Below are 22,924 nucleotides of genomic sequence, written 5' to 3' on the forward strand. Positions count from 1 at the left end.
CTTTAGTCCTTACTACAAACTATCAAAACTAGCACTTTTCTTTTAATCAAAAAATCCAAAATTGGTATAACCCTTACTATATGAACCTCAACAACAAAACCCTCCTAATTACTGGGATTAATGAATTTGTCGGTTTGCGTACAGCCGAGTTAGCCATAGCGCAAGGAATGAAGGTTCGGGGACTACAAAGTTCTACAGAACAGAACAAACAATTACAGAATTTAGGTGTAGAGGTAATTATTGGTAGTATTACCGATTCTACTATTGCTCAAAAGGCTTGTCAGGGAGTAGATATCGTTTTACATACAGAGCAAATTGCCGAAGAAGCTGGTGCAATTAAGCATTTTCGTGATGTGAATGTTGGCGGTAGCGTCAACATAGCTGAAGCCGCTAAACAAGCTGGTGTCAAAACATTTGTGCATTTATCCAGTGTGATGGTTTACGGTTTCAACTATCCTGATGGTGTTACAGAATCCGGCCCACTTTCTGGCGAAAATAATCCCTACTGTCAAACGAAAATAGAAGCTGAAACAGCAGTATTAGAACTGAATCATCCTCCAGATTTGGGTATCATTGTTATTCGAGCCGGTGATGTTTACGGCCCAGGAAGTATCCCCTGGATAGTCAGACCAATTCTGATGATGCGCCAAAAGTTATTTGCCTGTGCCAATGATGCTAAAGGAGTTATCAATCACGTATATATAGATAATCTGATTAATGGCATCTTTCTCGCGATAGAAAAAGAAACCTACGGTGAAATATTTAATATCACCGATGGACAAGAAACTTCGTGGAAAGAGTATTTTATGCGTTTAGCAGCAATGGAAGATTTACAAGCACCCCTTTCATTGTCGAAAGATGAAATCAAGTTGTTTCTAAAGCTACGCGTTCAAGGACAAAAACTTTTTCGGAAAAAAGTTGATATCTTACCAGAGTCTATAGATTTTATGACTCGTCCCTACGCTTGTTCTATTGTCAAAGCACAAAACCTGTTAAATTATAAACCAGCAATTGACCTCGAAGAAGGAATGCAGCGAACACATGAATGGCTGCAAAAAACAGATATTCAAAGCTTGATGAAATAATCCCCAGATTTTTTAGAATTCAGGAGCCAGGAGTCAGAATTCAGAATGATTACAAAATAAAGAAGCTAGAGTACGCTTGATTTTATTGAAATTATTAAGCTTGCTATCAAAGTATTCTGAATTCTGAATTCTTCCGTTGCATCTGCCTAACAATTATCTGCAATTAAGCATAAAATAATCCACAGATTTTCCGAATACTTGTTTTCTATGAGTAGTAATCAGCCACGATTAAGCATCGGATTACCTGTATACAATGGTGAAAAATTTATCAAAGCAGCCATAGATTCACTCTTGGATCAGACCTTTGAAGATTTTGAATTAATTATTTCAGATAATGCATCTACAGATAAAACTGAGGAAATTTGTAGAGCTTACGCCGAACAAGACAAACGTATTTGTTACTACCGTAATGACAAGAATATAGGTTGCGCTCGTAACTTTAATCGCGTCTTTCAATTGTCTTCGGGTGAGTATTTTAAATGGGCAGCCTATGATGATCTACATTCTCCAGATTTTATCAAGAAGTGTGTTGAGGTGCTTGACCAAGATCCTAGCATAATCTTGTGTCACTCCCAGGCATATTTCATTGATGAACAGGGGAATTATCTCCAAAATTACAATATCAAACTCAAGGCAGATGCACTAAAACCACACGAGCGTTTTCACGAATTGCTAATCAAACATTTATGTTATCAATGTTATGGAGTAATTCGCGCCAGTGCCCTGAGAATGATACCACCTATGGGTGGTTATGGTAATGCAGATGGAATTCTCTTGTTAAGGCTTGGTCTTCTTGGTCGGTTTTATGAAATCCCTGAATACCTGTTTTTTCCCAGAAGCCATCCACAACAATCAATGAGTATGTTCTTTCCCAATTACTTACTGTTCGCTGATAAGAATGACAAATCATTATTGAGTACAATGCCTGATTATTATGCATATTCAGTGTGGTTTGATTCAGCAAAGAAAGGACAAATTTTATTACCACATTGGAGAATAATCTGGGAGTATATACTTTCTATTTGGCTTAGTCCGCTGAGTTTGGATGAGCGGCTGTGTTGTCATAGAAGTCTACATCAGCAGTTGAAAGGGACAGAATATCTTTTGCTGAAAGATTTGCTAATAGCACTGCAAAGACTATGGAAAGGTTCGCAACCTCTATCAATGCAAGAACAGCAAGTCACACTTTAAACAAATCAGTTCAGAAATAAAAGCTGCGATCGCCAGCTTTTTATCAGTTCAAAATCATCTATTATTCACTACAAAATTATGCTGAAACTATCTCAACTATCTCATGTTTTGCTTGCTACTTTAGTGAGCCTCAGCTTTGCTAAAACAGTGAATGCAGAGCCAACAACAACACTAAGTGTGGTTGTAAATGGAATACGTCACCAAAAAGGTGAGGTTTGCTTCAGAGTTTACGCAAGTGAAAAAGGATTTCCGATGAGTAGTACTAGTGAAGCTCAAAGTGGCTGCGCTAAGATTACTGGCAATTCTGTAACAAAAGAATTTTCCGGCTTGAAGCCTGGAACTTATGCTGTCGCCGTAGTTGATGATCAAAATGGCGATCGCAAACTCAATAAAGACTTTTTCGGTATTCCCACAGAAGGTTTTGGTATTTCCAAAAATCCAACTGTATCCATACAAACAGGTACACCAAAGTTTCGTGATGCCAGTTTTGTTGTAAACAAAAATACAACTGTCAATATCATCATGAAATATTCGCTGGATTCGTAAAGGCGACTGGGGAAGAAGCAGGGGAGCAGGGGGCAGGGGGCAGAGGGAGAATAAAAATTACCTCTTTCCCCTCTGCCCAATACCCAATACCCAATGCCCCATGCCCCATTCCCCATTCCCAATCTCTTAATTCTGTCGGAGACTAAAAAATTAATGGAAGATTTGGCAATATTTCTATCTAAGTCTTTGACGGGTTGGTTGTTTATTCAGGTGTGTTTCACCCTTGTCTTTATATGGTATCTGCGCTCATCTAAAAAAAACTTATTACCAGATGATCAGTTACCCAAAACCGCAGTAATTCTTTGCTTACGCGGAGCTGATCCGTTTTTGCCTAGATGTTTGCGATCGCTCCTAAATCAAAACTATCCACAGTATGATTTAAAATTAATCGTTGATAGCCACGAAGATCCCGCTTGGAAAATTGCCAGTGAAACCATCACAGAGCAAGAAGCGACCAACGTTCAAATTAGCTCTTTGAGAATAGTACGCAACAATTGTAGTCTCAAATGTAGCTCTTTAATCCAAGCTGTCGGTGAGTTGGATGATTCTTACAAGGTGGTTGCTTTAGTAGATGCTGATACTATAGTCCATGTGAATTGGCTCAGAGAATTAGTCAGTCCTTTAAGGGATGCGAAAGTAGGGGCGACAACAGGTAATCGTTGGTATGTACCTACAGGCAGGTATTGGGGATCTTTAGTGCGCTACGCCGGCAATGTATCCACAGTCGTGCAAATGTTTATCTTCCAAATCCCTTGGGGTGGAACTTTGGCTGTGAAAACAGAAGTGCTTCGCCAAACAGAACTGCTTGATAAGTGGGGACAAGCTTTAGGCGAAGATTTTATGATGCACGACATCCTCAAAAAACAGGGGTTGCAAATAAAGTTTGTGCCTTCGCTGTTGACGGTAAATCGTGAAGAGACTGATTTATTCAATTTAATAGATTATCTCAAGCGCCTCATTCTTTATTCTCGACTCTATCACCCACGTTGGTTAGCTTTAGTTAGTGAGGCTGTTTCTAGCATTTTGTTTCCGACTACAGTTATCATCTTAGTTCTAGAGTCGTTGTTACAGGCAAAATGGGAAGCTGCGGCTCTCTTGTTAGGCTGCTATGGAGTCTATACTGTCGGATTACTCTTGATCATGCTTGTGTTGGAATTAGAGATACAGCGAGTGATTCGCTCTAATGACCAGGCGATCGCAAAATTATCAGTTGCTACAATCATCAAAATGTTGATTGCAATTCCCTTAACGCAGTGGGTTTATGGGTTAGCGATGCTATCATCCCTGTGGACATCAACAGTCACCTGGCGCGGTGTCAGCTATCGAGTTCAAGGGCCCTGGAATGTCCGGCTAATTGAATATCGCCCTTATCAATGGTTAGATCAGCCTATTGATAGCAAGGTTTCTCTTTGAACTAAATCGCTAAATATGAACTAGGGTATGAAAGTTATTACACTAAACATTCCCTAGTATTCAAATTATATTATCTTATATTTAGTAGAACTATATTAGCTATAACCCTTGTCAGAATACACGCTTTCTCTTATTGATCAGCAAAATGTATTTGCATTAATGACAAGGGTTTAGACAAATATATTAAGGGGAATTTTGACTTAGTAATTTGGATGTTTTGATAGTTTAAATCCAGGTTTATAAACATCCACTTCAAAATCGACAATTTCGGCTATTTGACAATGCGTAAATCCTTAGTCTAACTGTATTAGTGGTAATTTCTGAACCAAATAATCAGGATGTTCATGAAACATAAGCTGCGTAAATCCTAAATTCAAAACCAGCATTTTCGTGAAATACTCCCTTTTTTTATGACTAAGCAAAAACTTCGCATTGCACTATTTACAGGGTTGTACGCTCCTTTCTTGACTGGAGTTTCAGTCGCAGTTCACCAACGGGTTCGTTGGTTGCTAGAGCAAGGACATGAGGTTTTTTTAATCCATCCACAAATCAACGATCGCTACCCCAAAAATGTTGGCGATCGCCCTATGGCAGGTTTAGAGGAAATCCAATCTTTCCCTAATTTCTCTGCTTACGCATTCCCTACAGAACCACTAGTATTCTACAAGTCTCTTCCTCAACCATTGAGCTATCGACATTGGAGCGATACCAAGTTGCTGGAGAAATTCAAACCCGACATTATCGTGGTTGAAGAAGCCGCCCAAATGAGAGGTTTATACTCATTTTTCTTGCAAGGTTATGGTCGCCCTATCGGCACTCAATACGCAAAACGAACAGGCACGCCAATAATATCACTCTTCCATACTGATATTGTTGCATATATCAAATATTACTTTGGGGATAAATTCTTTAACTTGGTTCGTCCCATCGTTCCTGTTTTAGTCAAGCAATTTAGTGAGTCTTATGACTTCAATTACTTTTCTTCTAAAGAACAACTCACTAAATACGAAGAACTGAAATGCCAACGCGCCGAGTATGTCGCTTATCAAGGCATCGATTGCGAAAAATTTCACCCACGAAACATTTCTTACAACCCAATTCCTAATGATAACCGCCCGACTCTTTTGTTTGTCGGACGTATTACACCCGAAAAGAATGTCAACCAACTGCTTGATATATTTCCAGTCATAGCTGCCAAAATTCCTGATGTCCATCTGGTGATTGTTGGTAGTGGCCCTCTCGATGAGGAGATCCGGGAGCGTGCCAAAAAGTTTGGATCGGGTGTTACTGTATGGGGCGAGTCTCACGGTACAGAACTTTTAGGTTGGTTTGCTAGAGCGGATGTTTTTGTCAACCCCTCTGTGACCGAGAACTTCTGCACTACAAATAACGAAGCACTAGCATCTGGAACCCCTCTGGTTGCCGTTGTTGCACCGTCAACCTCGGAACAAGTATCTCCTGGTCGTAACGGCTTTCTTGCCCAACCCAACAACCCCACAGACTTCGCCCAAAAGGTGATTGCGATTCTAGAAAATCCCGACTTGAAAGCAGATATGACTCGGCACGCTCGCCCTTCTATACTCGAATTTGATTGGTCGGCATGTATGCAAAAATTTGAAGAAAAACTCTACCAAATCGTTGAAGGATCACAGAAGGTGGAGGTAGGTACAGGCGCTATAAGACGATAATGATAACAAATAGCGATCGCTAGTATCTATAGTACTGGCGATCGCTATTTGTTAAAGGTAGCCAATAGGCAACAGTGTACTAGTGGTCTGTCAATAAATAATTGATGGATAAATTAAGAGTAGAGACGGCGATTTATCGCGTCTCTCTAAGATGATGTTTTAAAAGTCCTCTGGTCGGTAGCAAAACGTTTTAGATCCCCCTAAATCCCCCTTAAAAAGGGGGACTTTTAGAGACTTTGCCCCCCTTTTTAAGCTATCCATTATAAACATCTTTCTTAATAAGAACATTGACAAAAAAGAGTAGTTATGTAGGGAAGGATGGAAGCCAAAAAATCACAAGTGACAGGAGAAAATGGGCACGAGAATCAACAGAGTTTGAAAAAGTGAAATTTTCGCATGGCAACTTTGGTGTAAAAAACTAATTATCGGTAGTGGAAGAAGGAAAACACCGCAGAAACCGACGATAGGATGGAGCAATAATTAATTATTGAAAGACTGGCAAAGCAGCCAACCCTCAACCAGATCATGTAATCGACTTAATCCACGCCAGAGAACTTTTACACCTGGAGAGCCATCGCTTTTGCGACCTAAAAAACCCACCAAGTCGAGCAATCCAATTGACCACTTGAGCCAGAGTCGGTGGTGTAGTATGAGGATAAAGTTGATGATGAATAGTGGTGTAGAGGACTTGCCACTCATGAGTGGCTAAAACTAGTTCACAACTAGCATCAGGCTGAAAACGAGCTAAGTAAGTCAGCCACAGCAAACGCCAAGCAACGATACTGTAGGTAGCCAAAGCCATCTCGATTCTGTGGGCAGTTTCGAGTTGTAACTTCTCAATGCCACAGCCACTTTTTAAAACATAGTGATAACGTTCAATCAACCAGCGATAACTATACCATCGCACATACAGCTGAACATCTTCCAGACAGGTAATCTCTAAGGTAGTCAGCAGTAACCAGGTAATCGGCTCGATCTCTGGTGGTGGCTCAACTTCTGTGACTAAAATAGCCTGCAATGTCACCGGTGCTAGAAGTTCTGTTTTGGGGCGATTCTGCGGTGGTGCAATGGTAATTGTGGCATGACGAATCTTCAAGATGGCTGTTCTTGGCGTTTGAGTCGCAGAGCGTTTTACCTCTACTGTCATTGTGCCAACCGACTCAACAGACTCTAAAGTTGACCATAAATGCTGCTCACTGCCAACTAGACAGCGATTTTGAGTAGCTCGAATCAGAAAATCTGACCCAGGACGACGAGCATCAGCAAATAAGTCATAAAAATCGGCTTCTCGGTCAGCAATCGTCACTACTTGTACTGATTCGGGAATGATTGAGTCAGTTTTTTTCAAAGCATCAAGCCATCTTTGACTTTCTTTTTCTTTTGTCGGTTTTTGTTTCCTTTGTTCAGATTTTCCTAGTTCTTCTTCGTTTCTTGACCACACATCTTGCTCGATGATGCCCAATGGTATTCCCCTGTGGGGAGACAGTGAAGACTGAGTGGACTTTTAACCCTTTGGCATAAGAACTATCGAGATATCCTGTTCCCGATAGAGCTTTGTGGCTGGTGTAGTTAAGTTCTGTGGTATCTTGTATTGCCAAGACTACTCTATGTTGGGTAATTCGCTCTACTGTCGCATCGATATGTCCTTGTCTAATCATGGATGGTTTGATGTACGGTGAATCCCAGAAGTCATAGGTGGCTTTCGTTTGCGCCCATGTTTCACTTGCTTGCAAAACACTGGCTTCCGGTTTCGCACTTAAATTTTCGACTATTTTGATTAACCGTTTGGTTCTTCTGGTGTCACCTAATTCGGTTCTTTCTAGTTCCTGTGTGATCCATTGTTCCATTTGCTGACTTTGCGATGCTTCCGGCTCTTCGTATAGACAATACACAATCTCTGGCTTTTGTCCAATTTTCTGTTAAGAAAGATGTTTATAATGGATAGCTTGCAAAGGGGGGTTGGGGGGATCAATAAGTGCCTAAAATTACAGCCAACCACTTTTAAAACATCCTCTAACTGTCAAAATGAATTTGACACTGTACTACTATCCATTGGGTTAAGAACGACGTACATTTAAGCAACACCATTCTTTTCGTTTCCACAGAGTAGCGACAACCCAACCATTTTGTTCTAAGGCGTCAGCAACAGCTTTAGATTGTTCTAGTAAAATACCACTGAAGATCGCCCAAGTTTCAGGTTTTGCGATCGCACTCATTTCTGGAATTAATTCAATAATTACATGAGCCAAAATATTGCAAACGATACCATCAACTGGATTTTCAAGCAGTTTTGTCAAAACGTCTACACTTCCTAGTGCTGGTAGTAAACGTTCTGGACTAATGTCGTTCAGCGCACCATTACTGTTAGTTGATTGCACCGCCAACGGGTCAGTATCTACTGCATAGACTTTCTCTGCACCTAATAGCAGCGCCCCAATGGAAAGGATGCCAGAACCACAGCCAATATCTGCAATTATCAGATGTTCATGTTTGCCGCCAGTACCCACAAAGGACTGAGGAACCCCACTAAGCCGCATTTCCAGGGATTCCAAACATAGCTGAGTAGTGGCATGGTTGCCCGTACCAAATGCTACACCAGGATCAAGGCGAATCACTAGGCGTTCGGTTGTTTCTGGTAATGGTAGCCACGCGGGGTTAATTAGGAAGCGATCGCCTATTTCCTGCGGATGCCAATATTGTTTCCAGCTAGTCGCCCAATCTTCCTCATCAATTAATTGCCATTGTAGGGAAGGAGACGAAACTCCTACACAGAGGGCATCTTGACGCAGCCACAGCGATAGCGCCGCCAAATCTAGTAGCTGTGTTTGAATTGTTGGCAAATAAGCCCTTACTAAAGATGAATCTCCTTTACTTTCACTAGCTGTACCACGACAGCCAAAATCTTCCAGTCGCCAAAAGATCGATTCTTCTAGGTCTGGCTCACATAAAATATTTAATTCCCACCAGGTGTTTGCCATCTTTAGAGTGCTGAGTGCTGAGTGCTGAGTGCTGAGTTTGAGGGAGTTAGGAGTTAGGAGTTAGGAGTTATCCTGTTTAACTGCTCACTCCTGCACAGACGCGATTAATCGCGTCTCTACTTCACTCAGCACTCGTTACTCAGCACTCAGCACTCATAGTGTTACTGTATACGCGTCCCGAATACCAGGGACTTTAATAATCTCATCCAAAATGCCCTCTGGTAAAGGGTCATCTATACTCAGAGCCATTACGGCATCACCACGGACGATTTTACGACCTACTTGCATACTGGCAATATTCACATTAAAACTGCCGAGTAGGGAACCGAGTTTGCCGATAATCCCCGGCATATCGCGGTGTAGGGTAAACAACATATATTTGCTGGGTGGGACGTTAATCGGAAAACCATCAACGTCGGTGAGGTGGATTTCCCGCTCACCCAACAAAGCGCCTGTGACAGAATGAGTACCTAAAGTACCCGTGGCTTCTAGATGCAGTGTGCCGGCATAGTCTCGAATGGAAGCATCGCGGGTTTCAATTACCCGAATTCCGCGTTCTTTGGCTTCTATGCTGGCATTTACGTAATTCACCCGTTCCCGCAAAGCTTGGTAAAGTAGTCCTTTGAGAGCAGCTACGATTAAAGGCTGACTTTTGTTGGTCGCGAGTTCCCCTTGTAGTCGAATATTGAGTACTTCCACCCGTCCGCCGGCTAGCTGTCCTACTAGATTACCTAGAGTTTCTGCTAGTTGCATATAGGGTTTGAGTTCTTCCAACACATCGGGGCCGAGTCCGGGAATGTTTACGGCTGAACGTGCTGGTAGTCCTAAAAGTACATCCCGAATTTGTTCGGCAACATCAATGGCTACATTTACTTGAGCTTCCGTGGTGGAGGCTCCCAAGTGGGGGGTGAGGATAACTTCCTTTCCTAGCGATCGCAATTCAGATTCACCCAGTGGTTCTGACTCGAACACATCCAAGGCTGCACCACCGATTTTACCCGCTTTTATAGCTGCTGCTAAAGCTACTTCATCAATGATCCCACCACGAGCACAGTTAATAATCCGGGCTGTGGGTTTCATTTTTGCCAGAGTTGTGGCATTGATTAAGTGGGTAGTTTCTGGGGTTTTCGGGATGTGGAGGGTGATATAGTCTGCTTGCTGGAAGAGTAAATCTAGTTCCACCAACTGACAGCCAATTTGTTCGGCTCGTTCTGTAGAAATAAAAGGGTCATAAGCAAGGAGTTTCATCCCCATTGTCTTAGCTACAGCCGCAACATGGGAGCCAATTTTACCCAAACCGACAACGCCGAGAGTTTTTTTGTAGACTTCCGCACCAACAAAACTATTGCGATCCCACGCACCGCGTTTCACCGAAGCGTTAGCATCGGGGATGTGGCGAGACAAAGCCAAAATCATCGCTAGCGCGTGTTCAGCCGCAGCAATTGTATTTCCCTCTGGAGAATTGACTACCACAATTCCCCGACGTGTGGCTGCGGGAACATCCACATTATCCACACCCACACCAGCACGACCGATGATTTTTAGCTGAGTGCCGGCATCAATGATTTCTTGAGTGACGCGCGTACCAGAGCGAATCATCAGCGCGTCATACTCACCAATAATTGCGATCAGTTCCGCTGGTTTTAGACCTAGTTTGACATCAACGGTAGCAACTTGCGAAAGAATGTCAATTCCAGCTTGGTCAATCGAATCAGAGACAAGAACCTTAGACATGATTACTTCATTTAAAGCTACAGGTTTTGCTGCACAAGACTTTTTAGTTTAGTCTTTATCTGTCGCAATTCAGCAAAAATTATTCGTTTGAATATCGACTTAACTTTAACTTACACTACGTGCTGATAGTATCAAAGCGTGAGTTGCTCATGGTGGGTATATGCCTCCTAAGTTTTTGAACATGAGTTGGCTGTTTGCACCACCCTGTCGCTAAATATAAAGCATGAATAGCACTAAGCACCTATATATTTATTAATAGTTAAGAGTTACCAAAATTTTATCAGCTTAAGCAGCTTCCTTGACGGGATAGAAACGCTTGTATTATTGACTGGGCTGGAACTTTAGCTGAGGCAATGCTATGCACAACCAAGAAACGAGCTAGTAACTATTATATCTATCGAATCTTGTCTGTTTCTCAATACCACAAGTGGTATCCCCTAGTCAAAGCAAAACATTTCATCATCAAGATAATCGGATTGTGACAGTTAGAATTTAGGCAGCAAATAAATTTTCTGGCTCATGATTCCGGCAGATTTCACATTGTCTAGTAGTTAAAAGCTAGCAATTAGTGTCAGTAGAGTACTTAATATACAGTAGTAAACTAGTAATTTGTCAAGCTAATTTCGAGAGTTCGTAGTAAGCACTTTAGTGCTTAAAAAACCAGGACTAAAGTCCTGACGATGAACTCGTTCATGCCTCGTAATTAATCAGACAGACTATTCGTGACATCGCTAGGGGAGAAATCGCTATAATTCTGGTGAGCCAAATAGAGCCAAATATCCTTTGAGTTTTGGGGAAACCAGCCATGTTAGAGTACAACTTGCCAAGGTACTTGCCCTCAGCCGAGGAACTACCAGACTCTGATGAAACGCCTGTGGATAATGAACTACAAGAATTGATACCAGGCTTGCTGAAGGCGATCCTGCTAATACTTTGGTCAGAACGCATGGATTGGCTCTTTGCCATAGATATGGGTATTTATTATCACCCTGATAAACCGCCCATTGTACCAGATGGGTTTTTGAGCTTAGGGGTAGAGCGGTTTTATGATGAAGAACTGCGTCCCAGTTATGTACTGTGGGATGAAAATGTTGTACCGATTTTCGTGCTAGAAGTAGTTTCCCAAAATTATCGCAAAGAATACACTACTAAGTTGGATGAATATGAGGCTTTAGGTGTACTTTATTACGTGATTTATTCCTCTCGTCGCCGTCGCAAACCACATCTGGAAGTACATAAGTTGGTTAATGGTAAGTATGAATTGCAAGAGGGAAATCCCGTTTGGCTACCAGAAATTGGCTTAGGAATTGGTTGCGAAAGGGGAAATTATTGTGGTGTAACGCGGGAATGGATGTATTGGTATGATAAGCAAGGAAAACGGTATCTTACGCCCGCAGAACAAGTAAAACAAGAAGCGCAACGCGCCCAACAAGAAGCGCAACGCGCCCAACAAGAAGCACAACGTGCTCAACAAGAAACACAACGCGCTCAACAAGCAGAATTACGGGTGCAACAATTGACAGAACAATTAAGAGCGCTGGGAATAGATCCAGATAATCTGGGTTAACTGAAATATTTTGCAATATTTTTAACAAGACTCAAAAAACTGAGTTTTTCTGATTTATGCATTTGTCATAAATCAAGATTTACTACTAAAAGCTGTCAGTAAAAAAAACTATTGTTTTTTAGGAATAACGTTCCTGATTCCACTTTTAGCGCCAACAGTATCACCTTTGTAACGAGGGATGATATGAATACTGGCGTGCATAATATTTTGGCCGGCGGCTCGATTGATGTTCATTCCTACATTAAAACCATCAGGTTCAAATTCTGTTTTGAGAAGTTCTTGTACTTTGTTGACCATAAGCCAGCAAGCAGATTGCTCTTTAAATGGTAATTCAAAATAACTGCTAACATGACGTTTGGGAATAACTAAAGTATGACCTTTGCTTATTGGATAGCCATCAAAAATAGCATAAGCAGTTGCTGACTCAGTTAATAGCCTGAGAGTTCTATAGGGATTACAGAATATACAATAATTAGATGAATTTCGCTGATGATTATAGTGGGCATACTCATATAATTCCCGATTTTCATCTAAGCAAACTGAAAGAAAGGGAAGTTTTACAATACATTGATATGTCGGTTTTTTGTGGACATAATGTTCTCTGAATCCTTCTCTTTTGATATCCCTTCTCACAGCATAATAAGCTTTACCTCCTGGTTTTAATAAGCGTGATACTTCCATAAGAACATTAGTTTGTTCTTCAGTAAATAAAACATTTAAAACATAAAAGCAAATTATTGTATCAAATTTATTATCAGGATATTCTGGAAAATAATAAGGGTCATAGCCTGTAATATCAAAACCTTTTTGGCGCAATATTTTAACATCATTACCAAAGCCACAGCCGAAGTCTAGTATTTTGCCTTGTAAAAGGTTTTGATTTAATAAAAACTGTGCCGGAAATGAGAGATAACTTCTTTCGATCGCAGTAAGATGGCTGAACTGATTTTTTTGCTGTTTCATAGAATTTTGGTGCTGATGTCCCAAAATTATTATTCCCAGCATTTCTTTAGGTTATGCGATGTCTACGATGGGCTACGCCTAAGCATCAGGGTCAATACCTAGCTCACGTAACTTAGCTGCTAATATATCAGCACGTTGGCGTTCCTGTTCAGCACGTTGGCGTTCTTGTTGGGCTTGTTCGCTGCTCCACAACAGCAAATTTCCTTCTCTATCCCACCAACGCAACCAATTCATGGTTTGACATAATCTTTCACCTTGCCAAATTCCGAGAAATAACTCTAACTCAGGAATCCAGTAACGTCCATTGGCGTCTGCTTGCTGCAAGGTATATTGTCCATTTTGCAAGCAGCGTAGCTCTATGCTTGGTTCGTAAGGGTCGTAGGTTACGTAGGTTGGAACTTGGAGAATCTTTTCGTAATAATAGAGTTTACCGTAGGGTGGAGTTGAGCGGACTGAGAGTTCTCCCCCTTCTGTGTCTGAGAGAAATTCCATCACCACAGCCACCACAGCACCTTCTAAATTTGGGGTATAGCTGCGACGAACAACATTTGTTCCCACAGACTGCACTTGAGGAACATAAAACCAGTCTGGTGCTTTGACAACGATTTTTTTGTTGACTGTGGCTACAAGTCCAAAATTAGAGCCAATCAGCATTTGAGGTTGGATGCGTCCTGTGCTTCCCAAAGCATCGGTAAGCGCAGCAGCGATCGCGGGTTGTTGAATATTTTCCACTGGATCGTCTGGTAAAATGAAGTCGGCTGGAAGTGCTTCCCAAGTAACAATTGGTTCTTTTTGAATGGGGTTAACTTGTAGAACCATAAAATTATTCCTAATATCCATGCACAGTATATTAGTTATTTTTAACAAATCTTCAGCCAGCATCGCTTTTAAGCTAAAAACCCAGAAATCCGGAAAGATTTCTCTGACAGGTGTATATACTCGTAGTCAAGAAAATATGATGTTATGAATAGCTTTCATCACTTTCGGAAAGCCATTGCCATCCTGGTAATTGTCTTCATGATGATTGGATGGCTGTTAACTACTGAAATGTCGGTGCAAGCTCAATCAAGACCAACTGCTCATATTACAGTAGATGGTCGTCAGTTATTTGAACTTTCAGAAGCAGGACAATTTAGCGCGGAAAATCGTGCTGCTGATGCCAACTTAATTTTAAGAGAAGCAGTCCGTTCTTCAGGTGGTGTCAAAGTAGAAATTGTAGAAACTAATCAATTACCTGTAATTCTGGTAAATAATCGTCACCTATTAACAGTGACTCAACAAGATACTTTCACTGGGAGAACAAAACAGGAACAAGCAGAAATTTGGGCGCAACGAATTAGAGAAGCAGTTGAACAAGGTCAAGAAGAACGCAAATTAGATTATTTTTGGCGGGCAATATTAATAGTAGCTTTATCTGTATTAGGCGCGATCGCACTCCATTTTCTTTTGGGTTGGGTTGGGCGCTATTGGTTAAGGCGACTGGTTCCTAGAGAAGCTAATCACCCAGAAACGGGAGCGCAACCCAAAGGAATCGAGCTATTTTTACAATTGACGCTGGTTGTAGTGCGATCGCTACTGTGGATAGGAATAGCTATCTACATTACCGACTTATTCCCCTTAACGCGAGAATGGAGCAGAAGTATTGCCAATATTCTCTGGATGAGCTTAACTTCCCCAGTGATTACTATTGGTGAAAGTTCTTATTCAGTCATCAATATAATTATCTTCATCAGCTTACTTTTTGGAGTCTTAGCGATTGCTGGAACTTTAACTAATCTGCTGCGATCGCGCGTATTACGCATGACAAATGTTAGCCGTGGTGTGCAAGAATCAATTGCCATTGCTATCTATTACAGTCTAATTTTTATCGGAACAGTTTTATTACTACAAATTTGGGGTTTAGACATCAGTTCTTTAGCAATAGTAGCCAGTGTCTTTGGTGTAGCGATCGGCTTTGGCTTACAGGGAGTTGCTAAAGAATTAGTAAGCGGTTTTGTAATTACTTTTGAACGCGCTATTGAAATTGGCGACTTTGTGCAAATTGGCGAGTTTATGGGAACAGTAGAGCGTTTAAATGCTCGCAGCACCTACCTCCGTACCTTAGATGATATAGTAGTGATTGTGCCAAATTCCCGTTTTTTAGATACAGAAGTAGTCAATTGGAACCATCAGACTTCAGCATCTCGTCTAGTATTACCAATACGAGTTGCTTATGGTGTGAGTATCAATACTATACGCTCTGCATTATTAGAAGTAGCGCTGACAAATCCTGATATTTTAAAAAAACCACATCCTACTGTTTGGTTTCAAGGATATGGTGAAGATTTTTTAAACTTTCAGTTATTAGTTTGGATTTCTAAACCCCGCAAGCAGTTTCAAATTAAGAGCGACTTATATTTTCAGATTGATGAGATTCTCAGACAAAACAACATCAATATTCCCTTCCCCCAACGCTCCCTGCATTTGCGTACTGGTAGCTTACCCTTAGAACTTTCACCACAGTTAGAAAATTCATTATCACAACTTTCTGAAGGTTTAATTAATTTGTTAAAAAATCAGTTACAGAAAGACACTGCAAATGGTGCTAATAATTCATCTGCAAAAACTCAAAGTGAAAAATCAGATTCAGAGTAAATTTATGGTTATTGGGCAAGAGTAGCCATTGGCTGGTTTTCTCTCCCCTTTTATTTTTTGGAAGTCCCAGATAAATTGCCTTGAGAAGGCAGAAGGTTTTATGAAGAAGGGGAAGGGGAAAAGGTAAAAACCTCGCCCGCAAGTGGCGCGACCTGTTCATCCCTTTTCCCTTTTCCCTTTAACCTTTTCCCCTCTTGTTTATCCCATCACCTCAGCAGTCTTCTTCTTATCCAACTTGAGAATCAACACACCCAAAGGTGGTAAACACAAATCTAGAGAATAAGGACGACTGTGCAAAGACCAATCATCTGTCCACTTACCGCCTAAGTTACCCATATTGCTGCCGCCATACTGACGCGCATCACTATTGAACAACTCCGTATAAAATCCTTTTTGCGGCACACCGATGCGATAGTGAGAATGGGGTTGCGGTGTAAAATTGCAAACCACGATCGCAAAATCATCAGTATCCTTGTCACGACGGATAAAGGAAACTACACTATGGCGATTGTCGCTACAGTCAATCCACTCAAACCCCGGTTCCGCAAAATCCTGCGTGTACAAAACTGGCTCAGAACGGTAGAGATGGTTCAATTCCCGGAAAAACGTTTTTAACTGTTGGTGTGGTTCATGCTGCAATAACTGCCACTCCAAATCTGCCCAAGCATTCCACTCACTCCACTGCCCAAACTCCATGCTCATAAACATGGTTTTCTTGCCTGGGTGAGCAAACATATAGCTAAATAAACAACGTATATTAGCTAACTTCTGCCATGTATCCCCTGGCATTTTGCCGATGATATTGCTCTTACCATGCACAACTTCATCGTGGGACAGAGCCAGCATGAAGTTCTCGCTGTGGTTGTACCACATACTAAAGGTGATATTGTTTTGGTGGAACTGGCGGAACCAAGGGTCCATGCTGAAATAATCCAGCATATCGTGCATCCAGCCCATATTCCACTTCAAGTTAAAGCCCAGTCCGCCTGTGTAGGTGGGCCAAGATACCATTGGCCAAGAAGTAGATTCTTCCGCAATTGAGAGAATACCGGGGAAATAGCTAAAGATAATGTGATTTACCTGACGCAGAAAATCTGCTGCTTCTAGGTTTTCTCTACCGCCGTATTGGTTGGGCAACCATTCTCCTGGTTTGCGGCAATAGTCGTTATAGAGCATCGAGGCAACAGCATCAACCCGAATCCCATCAATGTGGTACTTGTCAAACCAGAAGAGGGCGTTTGCTGCGAGGAAATTACTAACTTCATGACGACCGTAGTTGAACACCAAAGTCCCCCATTCTTTATGTTCGCCTTTACGGGGGTCGGCGTGTTCATATAAATGGCTACCATCAAAGAAAGCTAAACCATGTCCATCTTTAGGGAAGTGGCCGGGAACCCAATCCACAATTACCCCAATATCATTTTCGTGACATTTGTCAACAAAATACATGAAATCTTCGGGGCTGCCAAAACGCGAGGTGGGGGCATAGTACCCAGTCACTTGATAACCCCAAGAACCATCAAAGGGATGCTCCGCAATGGGGAGCAATTCAAGATGGGTGTATCCTAATTCTTTGACATAAGGAATGAGTCGGTCTGCCAGTTCCCGATAGGTAAGGAAACGTGCGCCCGGTTTCAGTTCAGAAACGACAACTACCTTTTCCGTTTCACCATTGGGGAGTTTAGCTGGTTCCGCACTCGAAGCGTGTAACCAAGAGCCTAAATGTACTTCGTAGACTGAGACGGGCTGGGTGAGGGGTTCAGTGTGACGCCGCTTTTCCATCCAGCTTTCATCATTCCAACTGTAAGCATCTAAATCAGTGACAATGGATGCCGTTTTCGGGCGGGGTTCCTGGTAGAAACCGTAAGGATCAGATTTTTCATAAATATGTCCTTCAAAATTTTTGATTTCATATTTGTAATGCTCTCCCACACCAATTTCAGGAATAAATAATTCCCAAACTCCGGTGGGGCCTTTACGCATCTGGTTTTTACGTCCATCCCAGAGATTAAAATCTCCCAACAATGAAACATTACGAGCGTTGGGTGCCCAAACGGCAAAATAAACGCCTTTCACGCCGTCTATTTCCGTGGGGTGCGCTCCCAATTTTTCATATATCCGGTGATGGTTGCCTTCACCAAATAAATGCAAGTCAAAGTCTGTCAAGCGGGGAGAACGGAAAGCGTAAGGATCATAAATGACACGCTCATGTTCTCCTTCTTTAATCCGTAACTGGTAGTTTGCCAGTTCGGCAGTTTCAATGGTGCATTCAAAAAAGTGAGGATCATGCACCGTTTGCATTGGGTATTCCTTGCGTTGTTCAGGAAGAACGACCCATGCTGCACTTGCATTTGGTAGGTAGGCCCGCACAGCCCAGACAGTTTTGCCGTCTTGTTCTATGGGATGAGAACCTAGTATTTCAAAGGGATCGTTATGCTGATTCCAAACGATGCTGTTAACCTGTTCAGGGGCGATCGTGGTCATGGACATGAAGCTACCTAAGTGAAATAACGTGATTGACTAAATCTACTTTTTTAATATCTATATATATTCTTTACATTTATTTGCAATTTTGTCGTCACCGTTATCCTACATCAGAATGGGACATAGGGCATGGGGCATTGGGCATGGGGCATTAAACAGAAGATGAATGATGAATGACAAATGACCACTGACAAATGACGAATTTATTAAAAATTTAAAAATGGGAAAAACTGAAATAATGTTTTACGTAAGCGAAGCAAGAAAATCTGATCCCGAATGTTGGGGTCTAGTTTTGGTGGCGGAACTTCTTGCAGCTGGGCTTGCAATTGGACATACTCGGCAGCTGTTAGGAATTTTCCATCAATAGGCGATCGCGCTTCTATGATAATCTTTGTCCTTAATATTTCTTCTGGTGTATCCTCTGGCGGCGGTAATGCTATTACCGTTGATCCCCAATAGCTATTTAGCACAAATAATATTGCACTAATTACAATTAAGCTCAATAATTTTATTGCCTTTCTCGCTTTAACTCTCCCCATCTCCTAAACTACGTTCGCAACGCAGGATGAAAATCTGTTTTTACTATGCCCCATAACCCTCAAGAGTGCCCAGCTACAAGTGCTGTACATGGATGGATAGCGGGGCGTTGAGCCAGCGCTGAGTTGGGAATCTCACTTCTTTCCTCAGAACTCGGAACTGTTTTGCCCCATACCCTATGCCCAATTGCCAGAGTTACAAATTTTCCCAATAATAAAAATCTGGCAATATCAAGTGATATTACCAGGTCTTTCCTGATAAGAAATAGACTATGGGGAATGCTCAAGAGCAATTGCCTGCGATCGCAATCAATTGTTTTGCCATCTCAAAGCTCAGTAGTCTAAGCAATTCTAAATACCAAGTGAGGGCAGTATTTTGCCTACAAAATGCCTTACATTCACATAACTCAACTTCCTTGGGCGGGGAAGAAGGTTTGATCTGGGAATAACTTATGGCGGACACTTAGTTGAGGATGTAACCCCCCTTTACTAGTGCCCTTGACTTCCCGCTCTACTTAGCTAATTTTTGAACAAACTTTAAGCTCTGGTACACCAACAAAAAAATGCGGGTTTTTGTGTGAGCCTAATTAATTCAAGCTATGTAGTGAGGAACGCTTTCGCTAAAGTTTAAGATGCCTTATTTAGGAGTAGCTGCGGGTGTAGCTGGGGGAGTAGCTGCGGGAGGTGCATCAGTTGGTTCACCTGTAGCCGCGGGAGTACTAGTACCAGTCCCACCACCACCACCACCTTCACAGGCTCCGAGAATCGCAGCCAGACTTAACATTAAAGCAAAACCAAAGATTTTTGTTTTCATAACTCCTCTTTCACCAATTGTGGCTAGAACAATTTTTCGCCTGTTGAATACGATACCGTATTTATTGCTTTTTTTTTAATGTTACAAGATTACATATTTAAAAAAACAATCCTTTGGGGTATTCTCTTTGGGATTGTATATCCTACAGCCATCTGATTAGTTTCTCTTAACTCAGGAGCAAAACTAAAATTACCAGTTTGAATAGTTAACTGAGCTATCATAGCAAAAAATTTTAGTTTTTTTTCATGGAGTATTGCACCTTGCTACCCGACATTGCCATACTTTAGGTGCGATACCTAAGAGGTAGGCTGTCCAGTTTATAATCGCTGATTGGAAACATTGGTGCAGCTACCTATCAGAACAGTTAAAAGAGTGTAGTCTGTTATGTGTGCTTGTTGCACCGAAGGTGATTGTAACCTCAGCAAAAAAAGACAATTTAGACAATCAATCTAAAGTACAGTATTTCCCATCTAAAAAAATCTATGGTAGTTGCTCGTAAATCTGCTGTTTCTACAAGAGGTAATCGGTTCTGGCAAAATTCTATCCTTTCTTTAGGGAGGCGACGCTCTGCGCCTACTGACTCAGCAACACGGAGCGCTTCTACATCAGCTACCCAAGCCGCACCAGTATCCTCTCAAAGACAACGGCGTTCCTCAAAAAAGTTAGCGGTTTCTCCCACCAATGAGGCAGTTATGCCCAAATCGGTGAAAGAGTTGGGTAGACAAAAAGTGCCAAATCTTTATGAGCAGTCGAGTACTAAGCAGAAGAGTTCGGGGGTAGGTTTTCTTCGCTTCCCCACAACACCTAATTCTGGAGCGACACCTGGGTGGTTGCTGCGCTTGTACACCTTTCATCGTTATTCGTCAGTTTTGGCGTTCTTGTTAGTAGCATCGACACTTGCTGTTTATGGCTGCACAGTATATTCCCAAGAGCTTTGGAGCCAGTCATATCGAAGACTACAAAAGCTCCAACGTCATGAGCGAATGCTAACGACAACTAATGCAACGCTGACAAATAAAATGGCTGATGAAGCAGAACAACCAACAGCAGGGCTGGTTTCACCAACTCCTCAAGGGATGATTTTCTTGCCTCCAGCATCTCTAAGTCCTAAGCCAGAATCGTCTAATACAACGCCAAGTTCTGAAACGAAACAGCAAACACTCTCGCCACTGGGATACTAATCGTAATTGGTAATCGCGAAGATTGTGCTTCAAAGAGATGAAAAATGCTGCAATTTGAGTTTCCACCTCTTGATCTGTAGTTTTATTTTGGAGAATTGGTAAAAGGTTAAGAGTCATTATTCATTTGTCATTAGTGATTAGGACTCAGATTTGTGGCAAATGACAAAAGACAAATGACAAAGGACAAACCCAATGCAGAAGTCACCAAGCAGAACAAAATTTAGAAAGTTTCGGAATTCAGCTTTTACAAGGCGACAAAAGGGTTATAGACAAGGGCTTTTGGGAAGATTAGCCTCTAATATCCAAGACCAAACATCCAGCACCAAGTCTCGAATGTTCATAGTCTGGGGCGTATTAATGGCAGCCGGGTTGGGGTTGGGTGTCAAGTTGTATAATCTACAAATTGTCAAGGGACCAAAGTTAACTGAGCAAGCACGCAGCCAGCAAATGTTGAATTTGCGACCTTTTATGCCTCGTCGCCCGGTGGTAGATCGCAATAGTAATCTGTTGGCGATTGACCGCCCTGTGTATACTTTGTACGCTCATCCCAAGCTTTTTGATAAGTCTAATGAGGATATAGCAGAGCGACTTGCCCCAATATTGGCAAAAGATACAGCCGAATTGGTAAAAACGTTTCAAAGCAAAAAAAGCGGAATTATACTTGCCCCAGCGATACCAGAAGAAATGATCGATCGCGTCATTTCTTTGCGCTTAAATGGGCTGGAGTGGATTCAAAAATACTCTCGATTTTACCCACCAGACGATTTGGTTGCTGATGTGGTGGGCTATGTGAATATTGACCGCCGTGGTCAAGCAGGTGTGGAATACTCTCAAGAGAAGTTGCTAGAACGTCCTGTACAAACGGTGCGGCTCAGTCGGTCGGGTGATGGCTCACTGATGCCTGATCATGCCCCTGAAGGTTTTTTGCATTTTGATGATTTGCGATTGCAACTCACTATTGATAGTCGTCTGCAACGAATTGCCCGCGTTGCGCTCAAACAACAAATGGATAAGTTTAATGCCAAACGTGGGGCGGTAATTGTAATGGATGCGTTGGATGGTTCCTTACTCGCCCTCGTTTCTCAACCTACTTATAACCCTAATGAATATGGTAAAGCTAATATCTCGCTATTTAAAAACTGGACGGTAGCGGATCTTTATGAACCGGGATCGACTTTTAAGCCTTTGAATGTGGCGATCGCTCTGGAAAATGGTGTGATCAAAGCCGATGATGTGTTTAATGACTCCGGTTCTATTCGAGTAGCTAATTACACGATTAAAAATGCTATGAACAATGGTTATGGGCAAATCAACATTGCCCAAATCCTCCAAAATTCTAGCAACATTGGTATGGTGAAAATTATCCAACGCTTAAAGCCTTCAATCTACTACAACTGGCTAGAACGCTTGGGGCTAGGACAAAAAGTTGATACAGATTTACCTTTTGAAGCTAGTGGTCGGCTCAAAAGTCAAGAAGAATTTATCGCTTCGCCAATTGAACCAGCTACTACTTCTTTTGGGCAAGGTTTTTCTATGACACCGTTACAGCTAGTGCAAATGCACGGCGCTTTAGCCAATGGCGGTAAGTTGGTAACACCCCATGTAGTCCAAGGGTTGATTGATACCAAAGGGCAGATGCATGATTCACCCAATCGCACTATACCACGCCAAATTTTCTCAGCCGCAACAGCCCAAAAGGTTGTGGAAATGATGGAAACTGTTGTGACTGACGGCAGCGGAAAGGCTTCACAAATTCCTGGATATCGGATTGCTGGTAAAACTGGTACAGCCCAAAAAGCTAGTCCCTCTGGCGGCTACATCAAGGGTGCTAGGATGACCAGCTTTGTGGCTATTTTACCGGTGGAATCTCCTCGCTATGTAGTGTTTGCACTGGTGGATGAGCCAAAAGGAGAAAGTGCTTATGGTTCTACTGTCGCTGCGCCAATTGTCAAGTCGGTGATCGAAGCGCTGATTCCTCTTGAAGAGATTCCGCCAAGTAAGGCGATTGAGCAACGGACGGAAGCGCCGTAGGGATTGGGGATTGGAGATTGGGGACTAGGGACTGGGGACTGGGGAATAATCCTTCTCTTCTAAACTTAATTTTTCTTTA

Annotated in this window: 17 protein-coding genes and 1 pseudogene; 10 read left to right on the top strand and 8 right to left on the bottom strand. The window is 42.0% G+C overall.

Annotation, left to right across the window (positions count from 1 at the left end; genetic code table 11):
* The first annotated feature begins 80 nt into the window (after window positions 1-80).
* The 5 genes from HUN01_RS31595 to HUN01_RS31615 all read left to right on the top strand — a co-directional run bounded on the left by HUN01_RS31595 (window position 81) and on the right by HUN01_RS31615 (window position 5,923).
* Window positions 81-1,085: an NAD-dependent epimerase/dehydratase family protein gene (locus tag HUN01_RS31595; protein WP_181929473.1), complete on the top strand. Its 1,005-nt coding sequence runs from the start codon at window positions 81-83 to the stop codon at window positions 1,083-1,085.
* Window positions 1,086-1,292: 207 nt separating this feature from the next.
* On the top strand, window positions 1,293-2,276 hold the full coding sequence (locus HUN01_RS31600; protein ID WP_181929474.1) for a glycosyltransferase family 2 protein: 984 nt from the start codon (window positions 1,293-1,295) through the stop codon (window positions 2,274-2,276).
* Between the two features lie 78 nt (window positions 2,277-2,354).
* Entirely contained in the window at window positions 2,355-2,822 is a 468-nt protein-coding gene (locus tag HUN01_RS31605) for a DUF2141 domain-containing protein (RefSeq protein WP_069073675.1), read from the top strand.
* A 153-nt stretch (window positions 2,823-2,975) separates the two neighbouring features.
* Window positions 2,976-4,235 carry a glycosyltransferase family 2 protein gene (locus HUN01_RS31610; protein ID WP_069073674.1) on the top strand — a complete coding sequence of 420 codons (1,260 nt, stop codon included), beginning with the start codon at window positions 2,976-2,978 and terminating at the stop codon, window positions 4,233-4,235.
* A gap of 410 nt (window positions 4,236-4,645) precedes the next feature.
* On the top strand, window positions 4,646-5,923 hold the full coding sequence (locus tag HUN01_RS31615; protein WP_181929475.1) for a glycosyltransferase: 1,278 nt from the start codon (window positions 4,646-4,648) through the stop codon (window positions 5,921-5,923).
* A 480-nt stretch (window positions 5,924-6,403) separates the two neighbouring features.
* On the opposite strand, the pseudogene HUN01_RS31620 reads toward HUN01_RS31615, so the two are convergent.
* The 3 genes and pseudogenes from HUN01_RS31620 to serA all read right to left on the bottom strand — a co-directional run bounded on the left by HUN01_RS31620 (window position 6,404) and on the right by serA (window position 10,635).
* Window positions 6,404-7,770, bottom strand: a pseudogene (locus tag HUN01_RS31620) (IS4 family transposase).
* Window positions 7,771-7,980: 210 nt separating this feature from the next.
* Window positions 7,981-8,901, bottom strand: coding sequence for a 50S ribosomal protein L11 methyltransferase (gene prmA / locus HUN01_RS31625; protein ID WP_181929476.1), 921 nt, complete (start codon window positions 8,899-8,901; stop codon window positions 7,981-7,983).
* Window positions 8,902-9,054: 153 nt separating this feature from the next.
* Entirely contained in the window at window positions 9,055-10,635 is a 1,581-nt protein-coding gene (serA, locus tag HUN01_RS31630) for a phosphoglycerate dehydrogenase (protein WP_069073671.1), read from the bottom strand.
* An 805-nt stretch (window positions 10,636-11,440) separates the two neighbouring features.
* Between serA and HUN01_RS31635 the strand changes: the two genes are divergently transcribed.
* Complete coding sequence (locus HUN01_RS31635) at window positions 11,441-12,202, top strand: Uma2 family endonuclease (RefSeq protein WP_181929477.1); 762 nt, start codon at window positions 11,441-11,443, stop codon at window positions 12,200-12,202.
* Window positions 12,203-12,310: 108 nt separating this feature from the next.
* On the opposite strand, the gene HUN01_RS31640 is transcribed toward HUN01_RS31635, so the two are convergent.
* Together HUN01_RS31640 and HUN01_RS31645 are read right to left on the bottom strand one after the other, a co-directional pair.
* Window positions 12,311-13,165, bottom strand: coding sequence for an HIT family protein (locus tag HUN01_RS31640; protein WP_181929478.1), 855 nt, complete (start codon window positions 13,163-13,165; stop codon window positions 12,311-12,313).
* Window positions 13,166-13,243: 78 nt separating this feature from the next.
* Complete coding sequence (locus tag HUN01_RS31645; RefSeq protein WP_181929479.1) at window positions 13,244-13,984, bottom strand: Uma2 family endonuclease; 741 nt, start codon at window positions 13,982-13,984, stop codon at window positions 13,244-13,246.
* 144 nt (window positions 13,985-14,128) lie between these two features.
* On the opposite strand from HUN01_RS31645, the gene HUN01_RS31650 reads away from it, so the two are divergent.
* Complete coding sequence (locus tag HUN01_RS31650) at window positions 14,129-15,799, top strand: mechanosensitive ion channel family protein (RefSeq protein ID WP_238845791.1); 1,671 nt, start codon at window positions 14,129-14,131, stop codon at window positions 15,797-15,799.
* A 198-nt stretch (window positions 15,800-15,997) separates the two neighbouring features.
* Here the strand turns inward: HUN01_RS31650 and glgB are convergent, their stop codons facing one another.
* Window positions 15,998-18,289 (bottom strand): 1,4-alpha-glucan branching enzyme, encoded by a 2,292-nt coding sequence (gene glgB, locus HUN01_RS31655; RefSeq protein WP_181929480.1) that lies wholly within the window; start codon window positions 18,287-18,289, stop codon window positions 15,998-16,000.
* 200 nt (window positions 18,290-18,489) lie between these two features.
* Window positions 18,490-18,822: a hypothetical protein gene (locus HUN01_RS31660; RefSeq protein WP_181929481.1), complete on the bottom strand. Its 333-nt coding sequence runs from the start codon at window positions 18,820-18,822 to the stop codon at window positions 18,490-18,492.
* Between the two features lie 269 nt (window positions 18,823-19,091).
* Between HUN01_RS31660 and HUN01_RS31665 the strand changes: the two genes are divergently transcribed.
* Window positions 19,092-19,268, top strand: coding sequence for a hypothetical protein (locus HUN01_RS31665; protein ID WP_181929482.1), 177 nt, complete (start codon window positions 19,092-19,094; stop codon window positions 19,266-19,268).
* A 188-nt stretch (window positions 19,269-19,456) separates the two neighbouring features.
* Here HUN01_RS31665 and HUN01_RS31670 read toward each other — a convergent pair whose 3' ends face one another.
* Window positions 19,457-19,633 (bottom strand): hypothetical protein, encoded by a 177-nt coding sequence (locus HUN01_RS31670; RefSeq protein ID WP_181929483.1) that lies wholly within the window; start codon window positions 19,631-19,633, stop codon window positions 19,457-19,459.
* 482 nt (window positions 19,634-20,115) lie between these two features.
* Here HUN01_RS31670 and HUN01_RS31675 point away from each other — a divergent pair, with 482 nt between their 5' ends.
* A complete protein-coding gene (locus HUN01_RS31675; protein WP_181929484.1) occupies window positions 20,116-20,814 on the top strand; it encodes a hypothetical protein in 699 nt (232 codons plus the stop codon).
* A 192-nt stretch (window positions 20,815-21,006) separates the two neighbouring features.
* Window positions 21,007-22,845: a peptidoglycan D,D-transpeptidase FtsI family protein gene (locus HUN01_RS31680; RefSeq protein WP_181929485.1), complete on the top strand. Its 1,839-nt coding sequence runs from the start codon at window positions 21,007-21,009 to the stop codon at window positions 22,843-22,845.
* Window positions 22,846-22,924: the final 79 nt, after the last annotated feature.

The organism is Nostoc edaphicum CCNP1411 (assembly GCF_014023275.1).
In the GTDB taxonomy this organism is placed as follows: domain Bacteria; phylum Cyanobacteriota; class Cyanobacteriia; order Cyanobacteriales; family Nostocaceae; genus Nostoc; species Nostoc edaphicum_A.